The 15,111-nt window shown below is 50.8% G+C and carries 19 protein-coding genes and 4 tRNA genes; all 23 read left to right on the top strand.

Annotation, left to right across the window (positions count from 1 at the left end; all coding sequences use genetic code 11):
* Window positions 1-45: 45 nt before the first annotated feature.
* The 23 genes from P304_RS0111385 (at window position 46) to plsY (ending at window position 15,111) form a co-directional block, all read left to right on the top strand.
* Entirely contained in the window at window positions 46-522 is a 477-nt protein-coding gene (locus P304_RS0111385) for an LptA/OstA family protein (protein ID WP_027390628.1), read from the top strand.
* 4 nt (window positions 523-526) lie between these two features.
* The gene (gene lptB / locus P304_RS0111380; protein ID WP_027390627.1) at window positions 527-1,252 is read left to right on the top strand and encodes an LPS export ABC transporter ATP-binding protein; all 726 of its coding nucleotides are present in this window, start codon (window positions 527-529) and stop codon (window positions 1,250-1,252) included.
* Complete coding sequence (gene rpoN, locus P304_RS0111375; RefSeq protein WP_051321640.1) at window positions 1,249-2,685, top strand: RNA polymerase factor sigma-54; 1,437 nt, start codon at window positions 1,249-1,251, stop codon at window positions 2,683-2,685. The genes lptB and rpoN overlap by 4 nt, the downstream gene beginning before the upstream one ends.
* Window positions 2,686-2,746: 61 nt before the next feature.
* Window positions 2,747-3,313 (top strand): ribosome hibernation-promoting factor, HPF/YfiA family, encoded by a 567-nt coding sequence (hpf, locus tag P304_RS0111370; RefSeq protein ID WP_027390625.1) that lies wholly within the window; start codon window positions 2,747-2,749, stop codon window positions 3,311-3,313.
* Window positions 3,314-3,389: 76 nt separating this feature from the next.
* Window positions 3,390-3,761: a PTS sugar transporter subunit IIA gene (locus P304_RS15385; protein WP_160165069.1), complete on the top strand. Its 372-nt coding sequence runs from the start codon at window positions 3,390-3,392 to the stop codon at window positions 3,759-3,761.
* A 104-nt stretch (window positions 3,762-3,865) separates the two neighbouring features.
* Window positions 3,866-3,942: transfer RNA gene (locus P304_RS0111360), tRNA-Glu, on the top strand.
* A 5-nt stretch (window positions 3,943-3,947) separates the two neighbouring features.
* Window positions 3,948-4,023: transfer RNA gene (locus P304_RS0111355), tRNA-Val, on the top strand.
* 12 nt (window positions 4,024-4,035) lie between these two features.
* Window positions 4,036-4,112: transfer RNA gene (locus P304_RS0111350), tRNA-Asp, on the top strand.
* Between the two features lie 24 nt (window positions 4,113-4,136).
* A tRNA-Lys gene (locus P304_RS0111345) sits at window positions 4,137-4,212 on the top strand.
* A gap of 102 nt (window positions 4,213-4,314) precedes the next feature.
* The gene (gene thiL, locus P304_RS0111340; protein WP_027390624.1) at window positions 4,315-5,253 is read left to right on the top strand and encodes a thiamine-phosphate kinase; all 939 of its coding nucleotides are present in this window, start codon (window positions 4,315-4,317) and stop codon (window positions 5,251-5,253) included.
* A gap of 61 nt (window positions 5,254-5,314) precedes the next feature.
* Window positions 5,315-6,364, top strand: coding sequence for a TRAP transporter substrate-binding protein (locus P304_RS0111335; protein WP_027390623.1), 1,050 nt, complete (start codon window positions 5,315-5,317; stop codon window positions 6,362-6,364).
* Between the two features lie 78 nt (window positions 6,365-6,442).
* A complete protein-coding gene (locus P304_RS0111330) occupies window positions 6,443-6,970 on the top strand; it encodes a TRAP transporter small permease (protein WP_027390622.1) in 528 nt (175 codons plus the stop codon).
* A 3-nt stretch (window positions 6,971-6,973) separates the two neighbouring features.
* Window positions 6,974-8,272 (top strand): TRAP transporter large permease, encoded by a 1,299-nt coding sequence (locus P304_RS0111325; RefSeq protein ID WP_027390621.1) that lies wholly within the window; start codon window positions 6,974-6,976, stop codon window positions 8,270-8,272.
* A 12-nt stretch (window positions 8,273-8,284) separates the two neighbouring features.
* Window positions 8,285-8,713: a universal stress protein gene (locus P304_RS17295; protein ID WP_034765409.1), complete on the top strand. Its 429-nt coding sequence runs from the start codon at window positions 8,285-8,287 to the stop codon at window positions 8,711-8,713.
* Between the two features lie 12 nt (window positions 8,714-8,725).
* Window positions 8,726-10,165, top strand: coding sequence for a protein adenylyltransferase SelO (locus tag P304_RS0111315; RefSeq protein WP_027390619.1), 1,440 nt, complete (start codon window positions 8,726-8,728; stop codon window positions 10,163-10,165).
* Between the two features lie 122 nt (window positions 10,166-10,287).
* A complete protein-coding gene (gene ffh / locus P304_RS0111310; protein ID WP_027390618.1) occupies window positions 10,288-11,655 on the top strand; it encodes a signal recognition particle protein in 1,368 nt (455 codons plus the stop codon).
* 47 nt (window positions 11,656-11,702) lie between these two features.
* Window positions 11,703-11,981, top strand: a complete 279-nt coding sequence (gene rpsP, locus P304_RS0111305) for a 30S ribosomal protein S16 (RefSeq protein ID WP_027390617.1) — start codon at window positions 11,703-11,705, stop codon at window positions 11,979-11,981.
* 20 nt (window positions 11,982-12,001) lie between these two features.
* Window positions 12,002-12,232 carry a KH domain-containing protein gene (locus P304_RS0111300; RefSeq protein ID WP_027390616.1) on the top strand — a complete coding sequence of 77 codons (231 nt, stop codon included), beginning with the start codon at window positions 12,002-12,004 and terminating at the stop codon, window positions 12,230-12,232.
* Window positions 12,216-12,737 carry a ribosome maturation factor RimM gene (gene rimM, locus P304_RS0111295; protein ID WP_027390615.1) on the top strand — a complete coding sequence of 174 codons (522 nt, stop codon included), beginning with the start codon at window positions 12,216-12,218 and terminating at the stop codon, window positions 12,735-12,737. Before P304_RS0111300 ends, rimM begins: the two co-directional genes overlap by 17 nt.
* Window positions 12,734-13,462, top strand: coding sequence for a tRNA (guanosine(37)-N1)-methyltransferase TrmD (gene trmD / locus P304_RS0111290; RefSeq protein ID WP_027390614.1), 729 nt, complete (start codon window positions 12,734-12,736; stop codon window positions 13,460-13,462). Before rimM ends, trmD begins: the two co-directional genes overlap by 4 nt.
* Window positions 13,459-14,043: an RNA methyltransferase gene (locus P304_RS0111285; RefSeq protein WP_027390613.1), complete on the top strand. Its 585-nt coding sequence runs from the start codon at window positions 13,459-13,461 to the stop codon at window positions 14,041-14,043. The genes trmD and P304_RS0111285 overlap by 4 nt, the downstream gene beginning before the upstream one ends.
* 30 nt (window positions 14,044-14,073) lie before the next feature.
* A complete protein-coding gene (gene rplS, locus P304_RS0111280) occupies window positions 14,074-14,439 on the top strand; it encodes a 50S ribosomal protein L19 (RefSeq protein ID WP_027390612.1) in 366 nt (121 codons plus the stop codon).
* A 69-nt stretch (window positions 14,440-14,508) separates the two neighbouring features.
* Window positions 14,509-15,111, top strand: coding sequence for a glycerol-3-phosphate 1-O-acyltransferase PlsY (gene plsY / locus P304_RS0111275; protein WP_027390611.1), 603 nt, complete (start codon window positions 14,509-14,511; stop codon window positions 15,109-15,111).

Genomic DNA, 15,111 nt, shown 5'->3' with positions numbered 1-15,111 from the left:
TGAGCTTCACTCAAAAGGCAGAGTACGGGCTGAATGGAGTCAATAATGAAACGAAATATTCTTGCAGCGCTTCTTGTCGGGTTGTCATGCCTTGCTTTCGTGTTTCCGACACACCTGATGGCGCAAGGGGCGCATACGATAGAGGCGGATGAAGTTCGCGCGCACCTAGAAAGTGGTGATTCGGTATTTCGCGGCAACGTGGTCGTTGTGGCTCCGGAGTACACGATTCATGCGCACGAGCTCGTGGTTCGTTTTGCTACCGCCGGAAAGCAGCGCTCCATTCAGAAAATGGAAGCGAGCGGTGATGTTCGGCTCGCGTATGGCGATAAACAAGGATTTGGCGAGCGGTTGGAATATAACGCGGCCACCGCAACGTTTGTACTGCAAAACAACGCACGATTGGTTGATGCGCAGGGAACTATTGCTGCACCGATGATCCGCGTGAATCAGCAAACGCAAGAGATACACATTGAATCCACGCCCACGCAGCGTGTACGTCTGACATTCGAAGGGCAGCGCTGATACTATGTTACAGGCTACCGCTCTTTGTAAGCAGTATGGAGGACGAAAAGTGGTCGATGCGGTTGATTTTTCGGTCAATGCATCTGAAATTGTCGCGTTGCTCGGCCCGAATGGTGCCGGAAAAACGACGACGTTTTATATGACCGTCGGCCTGATCCCGCATGACAGTGGCACTATTATGCTTGATGATGTCGATATCAGCCAGTATCCCATGTACCGCCGTGGGCGAATGGGGTTGGCGTACCTTCCGCAAGAAGCAAGTATCTTCCGTAAGCTTTCCGTGGAGCAAAATATTCTGGCTATTTTAGAGCAACGCCCAGAGCTGGGGCGTGTGGGTCGAGTGCGCGAGTTAGAGTCTTTGCTTGATGAATTTCAAATCCGCCATATCCGTACCTTGCCAGGGTATGTCTTGAGTGGAGGCGAGCGACGGCGCACGGAGATTGCGCGAGCATTAGCGCAGAATCCTCGCATTATTTTGCTGGACGAGCCGTTTGCCGGAGTTGATCCGATTGCGGTCGAAGAAATCAAGGGGATTATCGGACGACTCAAAGCCCGTGGCGTGTCGGTCTTGATTACCGATCATAATGTTCGCGAGACACTGAGTATTTGTGATCGAGCGTATATTCTTTCGGAAGGGAAGATTCTGGCGCAGGGAAATCCTGCTGAAATCGAAAGTTCACCACAGGTTCGTTCTTCTTACCTTGGGGAAAACTACCGGGGGGCACAGTGAGAACCGGAATGGTGCTGGGCACTTCCCAGCAAATGAGTCAATCACTGGTGATGACGCCAGCCTTGCAGCAGGCGATAAAACTGTTGCAGCTTTCGCGTATTGAGCTTGAGGAGCAAATTCAGGCGGAGCTTCAAGAGAATCCCGTGTTAGAGTTAGTTGAAGAAGCTGGTAGTGCACCGCAGTCGGTCGAAGAAGGGCAATCACAGCCTGATGAAGTGCCGGTTCCGGTGAGCGAAGCGCAAGCGGAACAGCAAGCAGAACAGCAAGATTTTGAAAATTATCTCAACAAATATGAGCCAGAATCGTATGAGCCGGGTATGTTTGATCTTGGCGAAGAGTACGAAGCGCCCATCCGGCAGCGCGGTTCGCTGGTGCAGTCGTTGCTGGGCCAAATTGGCGAATTGTGCATTTCTCGTGAAGAACAAGTCGCCGCGGAAATGCTCGTGCAGAACCTTGATGATGACGGGTATTTGCGCACGCCGTTAGCGGAACTCACCAATGAAGACTTTTCGGAAGCATTTTTAGAAGAGGTGCTGGTCGATATTGTGCAAGATCTCGATCCACTTGGGATTGGTAGTCGCACGCTGGGTGAGTTTCTGCTCGTGCAAATCAATACGATGAAGCGCTCAGAACTGACGGTTCCCTATCCCCTTGTCAAAGGGATCATTGATCGCTATCTGGGCGAATTGGATAAAAAAGGGATTAAGAAAATTGCGCGCATCTTGCGGTATTCGGAAGAACAGGTTTTGCAGGCAATTCTGTTTCTCAAGGAACTTGAGCCATCGCCAGCGGGTGGTGATGAGCCAGAATACAACCCGACGGTGATTCCTGATATTTACTACGTGAAAAATCAAAAGGGAAAATTTGAAGTTATTCTCAATGATGACGGAATTCCGCGTCTTGGTATTAATCAGGAATACGTAAAGCTGGCCAAAAATGGCAATCGGGATACCTATAACTACGTAGAAAAAAAATATCAGGCGGCGAAGTGGTTTGTCAGGAGTATTGAGCAGCGGCAACGGACGATTTTTCGTGTTGGAGAAAGCATTCTGAAATTTCAACACAAGTTCTTTGAATATGGAGTGGGGCATTTGCAGGGGCTCAATCTGCGCGACGTGGCGGACGATATCGGTGTGCACGAGTCGACGGTAAGTCGGGTAACCAGCAATAAATACGCACACACTCCATTTGGAATTTACGAGTTGAAGTTTTTCTTTGGCAGTGGTATCAAAGGTGGTTCGCTTTCAGTCGAAGTGCTGAAAGCTCGGTTTAAGGAGCTCATTGACGGAGAAGACCCGAAAAAACCACTGACAGATGATGATCTGGTGGAAAAGCTTAGGGCAGAAGGTTACGAAATCGCTCGCCGTACAGCGACGAAATACCGAGCCGATATGAATATCCCGACAGCGTCAGCTCGCAAAAACCGCTTATAACGAATGCCCTTTTCGAAAAAAGGGTTCTCGCGCATAGCGATATCTTATTGGAGGTACTCTCATGAACATTCAAGTAACTGGAAGACACGTAGAACTGACTGAGCCTTTGAAGCAGTATGCCGAAAGCAAAATTGGAAAGCTTGGCAAGTATTTCGACACCGCAATTGATGCTCATATTGTTTTGTCGGTAGAAAAACATCGCCACAGAGCCGATGTGAATATCCTTGTGAATGGATTGAATATCAGCGCCGACAGCGTTACGCATGATCTGTATGCTTCCATCGACACCGTTTTGGACAAGGTTGAGCGTCAGGTTCGTCGCTACAAAGAGAAAATCAAAAGCCATCAGCCGCGCCAGTCTCAGCAGGAAGCAAGCTACAGCATGAACGTCATCGATGCGGATGCCTTTGATGACGTTGCTGCGTCTGAAGCTGCCGATAAAAAGCCGGAAATCATCAAGAGCGGGAGTTTTAAAATCAAGCCGATGAATATTGATGAGGCGGCGATGCAGATGAATTTGATCAATAACGATTTCTTGGTGTTCCGTAACGCGGAAACAAATCAGGTAAACGTTATTTATGTTCGTAAAGATGGAAACTACGGGCTGGTTGAGCCAGAAAACGTCTAAGGAATCATGCAGATAACAGATTATCTTCGTACAGACAACATAGCTATTCTAACGCCGGCGCCTGCAACTGCGNTTTTTGCGGCTGGTAGCGGATCATTTGGCTGGTGAAATATCTGCCGATACGATTTTTGCCCACCTCACCGAACGGGAGCGATTAGGCAGCACTGCCATCGCTCCTGATGTTGCTATCCCGCACTGCAAAATTCCTGGGCTGCAATCGGCATCTCTGGCGCTCTTCCTTGTGCCCGAGGGGGTTGACTTCGGTGCTGCCGAAGGGAAGCGCACGCATCTCTTCTTTGTTATCATCAGCCCAGAAAATGGTGTCAGTGAACATTTACAAATACTCGCCAAGATATCGCGGCTCCTCAAAGCGACTCCCTTTGTCGCTGGAGCTTTGTCGGTTACAAGTGTGGCTGAGTTGCAGTCGCTTTTAGGAAAACATCAATAATTTGCTTTTTTTGAAAAATATGGTTGACACGTCGGGTTCGCTTTGTTAGTATCCCGCCTCGTTGAAGAGAGAGCCCTCTGGGGTGTAACTCTAGACGCCACTTGGTCCCGTTCGTCTAGACGGCCTAGGACACCGCCCTTTCACGGCGGCGACAGGGGTTCGAATCCCCTACGGGATGCCAAATATGGGTGGTTAGCTCAGCTGGGAGAGCATCGGCCTTACAAGCCGAGGGTCGCAGGTTCGATCCCTGCACCACCCACCATTGAAAAAATGCGGGGGCGTAGTTAAGTCGGTTATAACGCCGGCCTGTCACGCCGGAGGCCGCGGGTTCGAGTCCCGTCGCTCCCGCCATTTTTTTTGTCTAAAATCTGAAGGGATCCCTTAGCTCAGTTGGTAGAGCATCTGACTTTTAATCAGAGGGTCGATGGTTCGAGCCCATCAGGGATCACCACTCATGCAGCCATTGAGCCACCAGTTACTCTGGTGGCTTTTTAGCATTTTCCGTCAAAGAATAAAAAGGCGAAGAGCTTACCGCTCTTCTGGGAGATGCGAGATGCGTGGAGAATTTGCCTTGATCGAGGCTCTGGCTCAGGCTGTCGCCCCATCGACACAGTCGCCATTTGTGCGCTGCGGCATTGGCGATGATGCGGCGTGGCTATCGGCGCTCCAAAATCCCATCATATCCACCGACGCGCACTACGAGAATGTCCATTTTCGTCGCGACTGGCAAAGCGGTGTTCAGGTAGGCTTTAAAGCGGTTCAGGCGTGTTTGAGTGATTTGGCGGCTTCTTTGAGCGAGCCGCGCGCGTTGTTTGTGAATCTTTCCATCCCAGCAACTTTTCCCGATGAATTTCTCCTTGAGCTGTATGCTGGCATAGGCGAAGCGTTGCGCGAAACGCCAGCGGTATTGGCCGGCGGGAATGTAACGCGCTCTCTGGGCGGTCTTGGGATTGATCTTTTTGCGATTGGCGAAGGGAATGGGGCGATGCCGCAGCGCGGATATGCTCGTGTTGGCGATATCGTTTGCATGACAGGATTTCCGGGGTTGGCCGCTGCTGGGCTTGATGCATTGCAAAACAATCGTAGTGAGCCGGGGGCGCTTCGGACGGCTTTCCTGCGACCGCATGCCCGCTTTGACGCAGCGCGTGTACTCGCTCGTCACGCTGTCGGCGCGCTAATGGATGTGAGCGATGGGTTAGCGGGAGACGCGGCGAAGATTGCGGTAGCTTCGCGGGTTACGATTGCGGCGTCGCTTGACGGTACGCATATCCACCCTGAGTTGGGCGCATATTGTGCGCAATGGAATTTAGATCCTTTCGAGTTTATGTGTCGTGGCGGGGAAGAGTATGAGTTACTTTTCACGTGTGCACCTGATGTGCTTCACGCGTTACGCAAAGAGCTTGATCTGGTGTTGGTTGTTGGAAACGTCGTTGCGCAAGGTACGACTCCTGTGACTGGTGTGCGGGGCAATTCCTTTGATCATCGCGCATAGCTATTTGTCTTTTTGCGTTTTCCTGTGCTATAGTCCGTCATCTTTTTTCCAAGGGGGAGCTATGTCACGACGCTGGAGTTTGAGCCTTCTGGTAACATGTATTGTGTTGATAGGGACAATTTTTTTCCCACTCGCCGCTACGGCGAAGAGCGATCCTACCGCAGCATGGAAGCCATCATTTGACCCAAGCGGAGCCAAGTACACGTACATCCTTTCAAACATTTCGCACCCTGCCATTGAAGGGGTTGGCGTTGGTTATCGCATTCGCGACAAAGTGTGGGAGCGGACGAACGGCCAATTATTCGTAGATTTCCGCCCGCTTGCGCAACTTGGCGGCGAGCGCGATGTTATCAGTAAGTTGCGTATGGGTGCTGTCCATGGCATGCTCTCTTCCTCGGTTGCTGCGGCCAACGTTGCGGAAAAACTCGGGATTGTGAACCTCCCGTATGTCGTTGATACCTTTCAAAAGCTCGAACAGTTCCGCGCTGACGAACAACTTTTTAATGAATTTCGCGAAAGTCCACGCCCGCAAGGGGTAATAGCGGTAGATATTACCAGTTACGGCACGTATGGCTGGGCGACTAAAACGCCAGTGCGTACCCTTGAAGATGCGAAAAAAGTAAACTTCCGTATTGCTGAAGCACCTGTCAATATTGATATCTATAAAAGCTGGGGCATGAAGTTTACTGTTATGCCATGGCCAGATGTTCCGCAAGCGCTGCAAACGGGTGTCATTGATGGGCTTGATCACACGCCAACTGTTTCCAATATCACAGGAAAGTTCGAAGTTGCGAAATACTTTACCGAAGTGAATTATGCGCAAGGGTTGTTTGTCCATTTGATCAATCAGCGCTGGCTCAATAGTTTGCCGGAAGAGATCCGTCAAGCGCTGTTAGATGTTATCGCGGAAGAAAGTGCTCTCTCGCGCGAACTCGCTCGGGTTCAGCATGAAAAGCAAATTGAGGACGCCAAAGCGAAAGGGGTTGAGTTTATCTCGCTGAGCGATGCCGACCGTCAGACTTTGATTGATCTCGCTGCGCCTGTCTATCAGGCATGGGGCGAGAAAATCGGCGCGGAATACCTGCAAAAAGTGAGAGCAACATTACGGTAAAAAATCCCGATTTCGGGTATTGATCGTTCGGCTGGAGGGTAACACTCTCCAGCCGTTTTTATGATGGAGTGCGGCGATATGAAAAGGATTTTCCGGCGGGTTGATCGATGGTTAGGGCATATAGAAGATTGGTCACTCTTCACGGCGGTTGTGCTGGCACTAGTAGCCGCAATGGTCAATATTGTGTTGCGTAAAACGACCAGTTACAGTCTGTATTGGTCAGACGAAGTTGTACGCAAGGTGATCTTTTTCACGACTTTCATGGGAGCCAGTGCCGCTATCCGTCGCCGCTCGTTAATCCGTATCGACGCATTTCCGCAGCTCTTTCCACTCTTTGAAAAGCCACTCACTATTCTGAGTCATGTGAGCGTTATGGTGTTCGCCGCAGTTATGACATGGCTGGGCTATGGTATGGCGCAAATTACCTACCGTGATGCTTTTGCCAAGACGTCCACTTTGCAAATTCCAGAATGGTATTTTTATGCGGTATTGCCGCTTGTTGGCGTCATGATGTTTGTGCGGACAACCATGCAGCTGATCGAAGAATGGAATAATGCGTCACCACAAACTGATGGTGACGACAAACAGACGGAAGAGGGGCGCTAACGCATGGAAACCTCTTATCTGATGATTATTGCGCTCCTTCTTGGCGGACTCGCAGCAACCGTGCCGGTTTTTATTGTGCTGTTTGCGATTGGCCTGATTGGATTGGTATTTTTTACCGGTATTGATCCGATGATTACTGTCGAAGTGCTGTATCGCAGCATGGATCGCTTCTCGCTGATCGTAGTGTTGTTCTTTGTCCTGTGTGGCAACATTATGACGACGGGCACAATTGTCGAAAAATTAATTAAAACCGCCAATGTTCTGGTTGGTTTTCTGCCGGGTGGCCTTGCGATGGCGGGTGTGCTGGCGTGTGGGTTTTTTGGTGCCATTTCCGGCTCCACGGTTGCAACGGTTGTGGCTATCGGCGGATTTATGATTCCCGCTTTACTTGAACATCGCTATCCAGAACGCTTTACGGTGGGCATTATGACCACTGCCCCCATCCTTGGCGTCGTTATTCCCCCATCAATTTCCATGATTCTCTATGCGATGGTGACGAATGTACCGCTGGAAACATTCTTTTTGACTGGATTCATTCCCGGCATTTTGATTATGGCCGCGATGTCACTGTACGCGTGGTGGTACTGTCGCCAGCAGCCGGAAATTATCACGATGCCTAAGCCGACGCTGCCGCAAGTGTTGGCAACATTTCGCGAGAGTTTCTGGGCGCTGATGCTCCCCGTGTTGATTTTCGGTGGTATTTATTCGGGAACGTTTACCGCAAATGAAGCAGCCGTGGTCGCCTGTTTCTACGCCTTTTTTGTCGAAATTGTGATTCACCGTGATATGCGGCTCGCCGAAGTGAAAAAAGTCATTGTTTCTTCCGCCGTGACGTCGGCCACACTGCTGATTATTGTCGCCGGTGCGTCGGTGTTTGGTGAATATCTTACCTTTGAGCAGATTCCCGGAAAAATTACCAATGCCGTGGTTGACCATATTCAGGCGCAGTGGCTCTTTTTGCTGGCAACCGGCATCTTGCTGCTGGTCATTGGCATGTTTATGGATATTATTTCGGCTACGATTATTCTGACGCCGATTCTTTACCCGATGCTACACCGCTTTGGCATCGACCCCATGCACTTTGGTCTGCTCATGACCGTCAACCTTGGAATAGGCTACGCGACACCCCCGCTCGGGGTGAGTTTGTATATTGCCGGTGCGGTGGCCAATCGCAATATTCTATATGTGACGCGAGCCGTTATGCCGTTTTTGCTGATTCAGGTTGGCGTCCTTGCGCTGCTCACGTTTTGGCCAGATCTTGTTCTTTGGCTACCACGTTGGCTGGCAGATTACGGCGGATAAAAGGAGCGTATGATGAAAGATGTCAAAATATTGGTTCCGGTGGATAATTCAGATACCGCACGGCGCACTATCAGTATGATTCTGGCGCAAAAGCACCACTTTCCCGACACGCTCACCCTTGTTTACGTCATTAATATGGAAAAACTCACGTATCGGATGATTCCCGACTTTCAGGTCGATATGATTCGCGAACATGCGCGCAAATCAGGCGAGATCCTGCTGAAAAGCTATGCTGATATCCTCAGCCGCAGCGGGATTACTGCCGAGATGCGCCTCGAGTTCGGCTCGCCGCGCGAAAAAATCTGCCAGATTGCCAACGAAGAAGGGTTTCAGATGGTTATTATTGGCCGTCATGGCGGCAGCGAGGTGGGCGATGTCTTGTTTGGCTCAGTCGCCAATTATGTCTTTCATCATGTGAAATGCCCGGTTATGTTGTTCTAGAAAGAGACGCGCATGTTTGATTTTGACAATACTTATGCTGGTCTGCCTAAGCGTTTTGCTTGCATTGTTCGGCCGGCGCGGGCAAGTAATCCCCAGTGGATACACTTCAATAGCGGACTTGCGCGTGAGCTGGGTCTTGACGTGCCAGCCTTGCAGTCCCACGAAGGGTTGCAGGTTTTTTCGGGAAATATTGTTCCAGACGGTGCTTGTATGCTTGCGCAGGCCTACGCAGGACACCAGTTTGGTCATTTTGTGCCACAGCTGGGCGATGGTCGGGCGGTTTTGTTGGGTGAAATCATCGACCGCAATGGTCTTCGCCGGGATATTCAGCTCAAAGGTTCCGGCATGACACCGTTTTCGCGTCGTGGCGATGGCCTTGCTCCTCTGGGGGCGGTGATACGCGAATATATCGTCAGCGAGGCAATGTTTGCCCTTGGTATTCCAACGACACGTTCGTTAGCTGCTGTGACTACTGGCGAAAAGGTTTTTCGGGAGCAACCCCTTGCTGGTGCAGTGCTAGCACGCGTGGCAGCAAGTCATATCCGCGTGGGGACATTCGAATATTTTGCCGCCCGTAACGACACCGAAGCGTTGCGTTTGTTGGTTGATTATACCCTCAAACGCCATTATCCCGCTGAAGAGTTTGCGGGAAACGCTGCTTTGGCGTTGCTGGATAAAACAATTGAAAGGCAAGCTCGCCTGCTTGCGCAGTGGATGCTGGTTGGTTTTATTCATGGCGTCATGAATACCGATAATATGGCAATTTCAGGCGAGACCATCGACTACGGACCATGCGCTTTTATAGATACCTATGATCCAGACGCGGTCTTTAGCTCCATTGATCACTCTGGCCGTTACGCGTACTGCAATCAACCGACAATAGCGAAATGGAATCTTTCCGTATTGGCAGAGTCGCTATTACCCCTGATAGATGCTGAAACGAAACAGGCACGAGAGAAAGCACGGGCGATGCTTGAAGCGTTCGACCGTCGCTATGCGGCTCATTGGAGTGCCGGCATGCAACGGAAGTTGGGTTTCGGGAACGTCGAAAGTGGCGATGATGAGCTTGGCCGTGCATTTCTGAAAAACATGCATCAACAGCAGTTGGACTACACGAATACGTTTGCCGCGTTGGAGTCATCTCTGGACGGTGCTTCGCTTTTTGCTGCGAGTGATTCGCTGTGGGAGGCGCAGTGGCGGGCACGTGTGGCAAGGCAACCAAGTGGAGCGCGGGCGGCACGCCAGCTGATGCGAGCGGCAAATCCGCGAGTCATTCCGCGCAACCACCAGTTAGAAAGAGCAATTCAATCCGCGTATCGCGGCGACTATTCCGTGATGGAACGCCTGATCACCGTCCTTGCGCAACCCTACCAATTGCTGGCTGAGAATGATGAGTATTCCCGCCCGCCGTGCGAAACGGAACGGGTGCGCCAGACATTCTGTGGAACATAGGTGGTTTGTTGCGCAAGGGAATACCAAAGGTTGCTATGAAACGGGTGCTTTTCTCTCCTTGACACCCGAAAACCGCATCAGTATAGTGCACTGTCAATTTTTTGCATGATTGGATAGCCGTAATGTTTGGAAATCTTCAGGAAAAATTTCAGCATATCTTTAAAGATCTGCGTGGTCAGGGCAAAGTAACTGAGACCAATATTCAGGATGCTCTGCGCGAAGTGCGCGTGGCGCTTTTGGATGCTGACGTTAATTTGAAGGTTGTTAAGCAGTTCATCGCTGATGTGAAAGTCAAGGCGTTGGGGCAGGATGTTCTGGGAAGTTTAACGCCAGGGCAACAATTTATAAAAATTGTCAATAGTGAACTCACCACGCTGATGGGCGAGACCCACACCAAGCTGCGCCTCGTTCCTAATGAACCCACCGTCATTATGATGTGTGGTTTGCAAGGGAGCGGGAAAACCACCACGTGTGGTAAACTGGCCGTCACGCTCAAAAAACAGGGTCGCAAGGTTTTGCTGGTGGGTGCTGATATCTACCGTCCCGCGGCCGTACAACAGCTGATAACGGTTGCGGAACAAGCGGGTGTTGACGTCTACGCTCCCGGAACGAATCAATCGCCCGTCACGATTTGCCGTGATGGGGTAGCACAGGCCAATGCGCGCCAGATCGACGTGGTCATTCTTGACACCGCTGGTCGTCTGCATATTGATACCGAACTGATGGCTGAACTTGCCAATATCCGCGAGAGCTCTAAACCGCACGAAATCCTCTTCGTTGCCGATGCCATGACGGGTCAAGAAGCAGTTAATGTGGCGGCTTCCTTTGACGAGCAACTTGGATTAACTGGGATTATTCTGACGAAAATGGATTCTGATGCGCGCGGCGGTGCGGCACTTTCCATTCGCGCAACGATGGGGAAACCGATCAAATATGTTGGTATGGGGGAGAAGCTTGAGGCGCTTGAGCCGTTCCATCCCGACCGTATCGCCTCGCGTATCCTGGGGATGGGCGATGTCCTGAGCCTGATTGAAAAGGCTGAGGGTGTGTACGACGAAAAGTCGGCGCGCGAGCTCGAAAAAAAGATTCGCAAGAATGAATTCACCTTGGTTGACTTCCGCGAACAAATTTTACAGATAAAAAAACTTGGTCCTCTCGATTCTTTGCTCAAAATGATCCCCGGCATGGGGAGCAAAATGGGCGACATGCAGGTGAGCGACGATCAGTTTAAGCCGGTGATGGCGATCATCGATTCGATGACTCCCGCCGAACGGAATAAACCTGACATGATCGACGCCAATCGTCGCCGCCGCATTGCCAAAGGATCGGGAACGACCGTTCAGGATATCAATAAGCTTCTGAAGCAGTTCGACCAAATGCGCAAGATGATGAAACAGTTCACCGGCGCCGGTGGTGCGAAAAAAGGGAAAGAGATGCAGCGTCGTTTGATGCAGCAGGCGCGACAGGCGAAATTGCCGTTCCGCCGTTAACATTGGCATGAATTTTTTAATAAAATACATTTTTGGAGGCATTAACAGTGGCAGTTAAAATTCGACTCAAGAAACTTGGTTCAAAGAAGCGTCCGTTTTTCCGTATCGTTGCGATGGATGCACGCACTCCGCGTGATGGAGAATCTTTGCAGATTATTGGTACTTACAACCCAATTAAAGACCCGGCCGAACTAGAAATTAACGAAGAGCGGGCACTTTACTGGTTGGGCGTTGGCGCTGAACCGAGCGACACCGCGCGTAATCTTCTTTCTAAGCACGGGATAATGAAAAAATTCCACGAACAAAAGCTCGCGAAATCTGAGTAATTAAAAAAGGCTAACCGCGCATGAAAGAGATGATTGAGTATATTGTAAAAGGGCTTGTCGAGTTTCCTGAGCAAGTAACCGTAACGATGGTCGAAGCCGAACGGACAACCGTCATCGAGCTCGGCGTTGCCCAGAGCGATTTGGGGAAAGTTATCGGCAAGCAAGGGAAAATGGCCAAAGCATTGCGGACAGTTCTGGCTGCCGTAGGGACGAAAGAAGGGAAGCGGATCATCCTTGAAATCGTCGAATGAATTCATTGAAATAGGCAAAATCACTAAAACGAAAGGGCTCAAGGGAGAGTTGCAAATCTACTCTCTCTTTGACGCTCCTGAGCGATTTGAAGGCAGTAAGTTCTTTATCATTGAAGGTGAACGGTTTCCGCTCACTCTGTGTCGTCTGGCAGATGCTGACCGCCTCCGCGTAAAGTTTCGGGGTGTTGATTCAATAGACGCGGCGCAATTGCTGGTTGGCAAAGAAGTCTCTTTGCCGCTTGACGAATTGCCGCGCTACGAAGATGAATACTTTGATTTTGAGTTGACGCGCTTGGAAGTACAGGATACTGCTGGGCAGAAGCTTGGCCGCATTACGCAGGTAGTGCATACCGGTGCGAAAGATGTGTACGAAATAACAGGCGAAGATGGTCATAACTGGATGATTCCGGCGACGCATGACTTTGTGCCGGTGATCGATCTTGAGCGGGGGATTGTGGTGGTGGCACCACTACCCGGTATGATCAATATTGATGATGCCGAATGAGGTTTGATGTTGTCACGCTCTTCCCCGATATGGTGCACACGTGCTTCCGTGAAGGGGTTGTCGGGCGAGCGGTCGAAAAAGGGATTCTCTCCCTGGCGTGTACCAACCCGCGCGACTTTACGCACGACGTTCATCGCACTGTTGACGACACGCTCTACGGTGGTGGCAGTGGGATGTTACTGAAAGCGGAACCTTTGTGTGCCGCTTTGGAATCGATTCCACAACACCCGCGCCGCTGCGTGGTCTACCTTTCTCCGCAAGGCGAAAGGCTCAACCAAGCATTGGTGCGCGAATTAGCCATGAACGATCAGCTGGTGCTGATTTGTGGTCGCTACGAAGGGATTGATCAGCGAGTCATCGACCTCTGCGTTGACCGCGAAATTTCGCTTGGCGACTACGTGATCAGTGGCGGTGAATTAGCCGCAGCGGTCGTGATTGACGCCGTTTCGCGCCTCGTACCCGGTGTGGTTGGGCAAGTAGAAAGTGTGGCTGAAGATTCGTTCTTCGCGGGTTTGCTGGATGCACCGCATTACACACGCCCCCGAACGTTTCGTGGACATGATGTTCCTGCGGTACTCTTGGGTGGAAATCATCTGGCTATCGAGTCTTGGCGCGAGGAACAGATGCTCAAGCGGACATTCGAACGGCGGCCGGATTTACTGGAGCACGCCACCCTGACACCCGAACAAGAGCAAGTACTGAAGCGACTACAGGGGCAAACGTGAATCATCAACCAGGAACCAATGTAAGTATCGCCTTGGTACACTTTCCGGTGTACAACAAACAGGGTGAAATTATAACAACTTCGGTAACGAATCTTGACTTGCACGACATTTCTCGCACTGCGCGAACCTTTAATCTTTCTCGTTACTTTGTGGTAACGCCGGTGCTCAGTCAACACGAGCTTGCCGGAAGAATCATGAAGCACTGGAAAGAAGGGTGGGGATCGACGTATAATCCCAATCGCCGTGAGGCATTTGGACGCACCGAGATGGTACATACGCTTGCCGAAGTGCAAGAAAAGTGTGCCGAAGAAACTTGTGGCAAAGTTATTACCGTCGTCACCAGTGCCAATCCGAAACGAGCCACCGTGCCCTATCGTGATTTTGCACGGGAAATAGCCACACATTCGGATGACCACTACCTGATCCTTTTTGGAACCGGCTGGGGATTAACCGAGGAAGTGATGCAAAGTGCGGATGTGGTACTCCCGCCGATTCTTGGGAACGGTGATTACAACCACCTTTCGGTACGGAGCGCGGTAGCCATTATACTGGACCGGATTTTTACGACAGAAACCATTTAACAATTTTACGATACTATGTGGAGGCCTTACATGAATGCAGTTGAGTTTATCGAAAAAGAGCAGCACCAAGAGCGCGCCGCGTTTAAAGCTGGCGATACGGTAAAGGTGCACTACAAGGTTATTGAAGGAACGAAAGAGCGGATTCAGATTTTTGAAGGGGTTGTCATCCGCAAAAAAGAGGGTGGCGTACCGACCTTTACGGTTCGTAAAGTCTCTTTTGGTGTTGGCGTAGAGCGGATATTCCCGCTTGATTCACCAAAAATTGCCAAGCTGGAAGTTGTCTCTGTAGGCCGTGTCCGCCGTGCACGTCTTTACTATCTGCGCGACCTTCGTGGAAAAGCTGCCCGCGTAAAACGCTTGGAAAGCTGGAACATGAAACCGCATCAGCAAATTTAATTGCCCGTTATACTGGTAATGAGAAAAAAGGAGCGTTATGCTCCTTTTTTTATTGGGGGAGTGTGAAAGATGATGATCGTTCTTTTGTGCCTGGGAACGTATGTAGTCGCGTCGATCCCATTCGGATTATTGGTGGTGCAACTGGTCAAAGGGGTTGATGTGCGGCAGCATGGGAGCGGCAATATTGGCGCGACCAATGTGTTTCGCGTAGGTGGCGCTTTTGCGGGTATCGTTACCCTTCTACTTGACGCGGCCAAAGGATTTTTGCCGGTATTTATCGCGCAGCAGTGGTATCCGCAAACCGAATGGCTTCATGTGGCGGTGGCCTTTATTGCGCTGCTTGGCCATACGCTGAGTCTGTTTTTGAAATTCAAAGGTGGCAAAGGGGTGGCAACGGCTCTGGGTGTTTTTCTGGCGTTGCTCCCGCTGCACATCGGTATTGCGGCGGTTGTGTTTGCCGTCGCGCTCTTCGTAAGTGGGTATGTGAGTTTGGGATCGGTGCTGGCCGCCATTACCCTTCCACTGGCGACACTGATCATGCCTGCGCCGCTCTGGTATGCTGGCTTTGCGCTGGTGGCGGCGGTGTTAGTGATCGCGAAGCATCGCGCAAATATCGGTCGCTTACGGGCGGGGACAGAAAATAAAATGGTATGGCGCGGGGCGAAAAAATAA

The sequence above is a fragment of the Chrysiogenes arsenatis DSM 11915 genome, assembly GCF_000469585.1.
Classification (GTDB): Bacteria; Chrysiogenota; Chrysiogenetes; order Chrysiogenales; family Chrysiogenaceae; genus Chrysiogenes; species Chrysiogenes arsenatis.
This window is presented reverse-complemented; position numbering and strand designations above follow the sequence as displayed.